General features: G+C 44.4%; 2 protein-coding genes and 1 pseudogene. 2 read left to right on the forward strand and 1 reads right to left on the reverse strand.

Annotated features, from left to right (window positions below):
- Positions 1 to 230 (forward strand): hypothetical protein (locus D1Z90_RS21845; protein WP_232525331.1); only part of this gene is annotated, 230 nt, incomplete at its 5' end.
- Positions 231 to 270: 40 nt separating this feature from the next.
- On the opposite strand, the gene D1Z90_RS20565 is transcribed toward D1Z90_RS21845, so the two are convergent.
- Complete coding sequence (locus D1Z90_RS20565) at positions 271 to 690, reverse strand: GNAT family N-acetyltransferase (protein WP_198419280.1); 420 nt, start codon at positions 688 to 690, stop codon at positions 271 to 273.
- Between the two features lie 534 nt (positions 691 to 1224).
- On the opposite strand from D1Z90_RS20565, the pseudogene D1Z90_RS20575 reads away from it, so the two are divergent.
- A pseudogene (locus D1Z90_RS20575) lies at positions 1225 to 1439 on the forward strand (IS4 family transposase); the annotation flags it as partial.

A 1439-nucleotide genomic window follows, 5' to 3' on the forward strand; every position in this document is an offset into this window, starting at 1 on the left:
GGCGAAAACAAGTCATGGGGATAACCAAACCCGCGAATATCAGCAAGGTCAACCGCCGAACTTTCTTGCCAAAGGTGTACTCACTTAAGTTTCTCTCCCATGCCAACATTTTTGGCAGGGATAGTTACGCGCTCGTTGACAGTGGGAATCATATCAACGCTAAGCTAAACGGTACAAATTGTTGTGGTATTGTGAGCGAAGCGAACCACCACAATTTGTATCCGGCGTAGGCGCTTGCGCCGGAGCGAATTTGAGCGCCTTATAGCTGATTTAGTTAAATTGATAATAAATATCGAACTCATCACTATGTGTTTGCCTAAACCCGTGATTAAGATAAAACTCGTTAGAGGCACTACCCTTTAGTGCACCTAACTTGATTGTTGAGCCTTGCGCCATAACTTTCAACTTGGTGATTACTTTTCCACCCAAGCCCTTGCCTTGGTATGCAGGTAGGATGTATAGATGATCTAGATATAGATGATCACCTTTATCAAGAATTACATAGAAGCCGACTAAGCTACCACCAACCAATATCTTTAAGGTATCTTCTGGGGAAAAACGATCTAAAAATCGAGTTCTTACTCGGTTTTCATCGAATCGACCGACAGCTTCTAAGCTGGCCTTCATTGCTACTGCACGAATCTCCGCTAGCTCTTTTCCATCTTCTAGTTTGGTTGAAATAAACTCCACTTGTTATTTCCTCGGACAGCTAACGCCGCCAGCAACGGCCGCAATGTAGGGGCGAAGCCCCGAAATGGAGGTCCAGCCCACGCAGTGGGCGATGTTGACTGGCCTTGTTAACTGTTACGCGCTTGATGCTTAGCATGGGAATGATAAAAGAACGTCTTTAAGCTGATTTAAATTTGCACCCAGACATTTCCTTGGTGTTTTATTGCCTAGCGCGGGAACCTTTTTTCTCATCCATTCTAGCGCGGTGTCTTGAGTGTGCCGGTACACGACCCAAGCCAGGTCTTCTTTACCCCCACATTCTGAAATAAGCTCATCTTTGAATGTGCAGTCAGAGAAGCATGGCTTGCATAGCTGAGCAAAATCATCCCAGTTGGACATAGCTTGAATTTACTCCTTACAGTTAACGCCTTGCTCTCACGAATCCCCTCATAATTTCCAATAAAAACAATGAGCAGACGCGCATCGCTCATTCTGATCTAATGAATTTCGCCAAAAACACACCTTATCAAATGAATTTAATAGGAATTCCTAACGATGCGCGATATTCAAATTCTACAGCAAACACTGACAGAACAATGCCCTAATATTCACAAAAAACGACTGAGCTCTCTGATACTTGCCACTAAAAGCGTGCTCAATGGCGCTGATTTAACCTTAACCAAGCTTGGCAGAAAACTGGATTCCAACACCACGGTTAAGCATGCCATTAAGCGTGTCGATAGGCTGCTCGGTAACCCACATTTACACCG

The sequence above is a fragment of the Motilimonas pumila genome (assembly GCF_003596335.1).
Taxonomy (GTDB): domain Bacteria; phylum Pseudomonadota; class Gammaproteobacteria; order Enterobacterales; family CBDFNC01; genus Motilimonas; species Motilimonas pumila.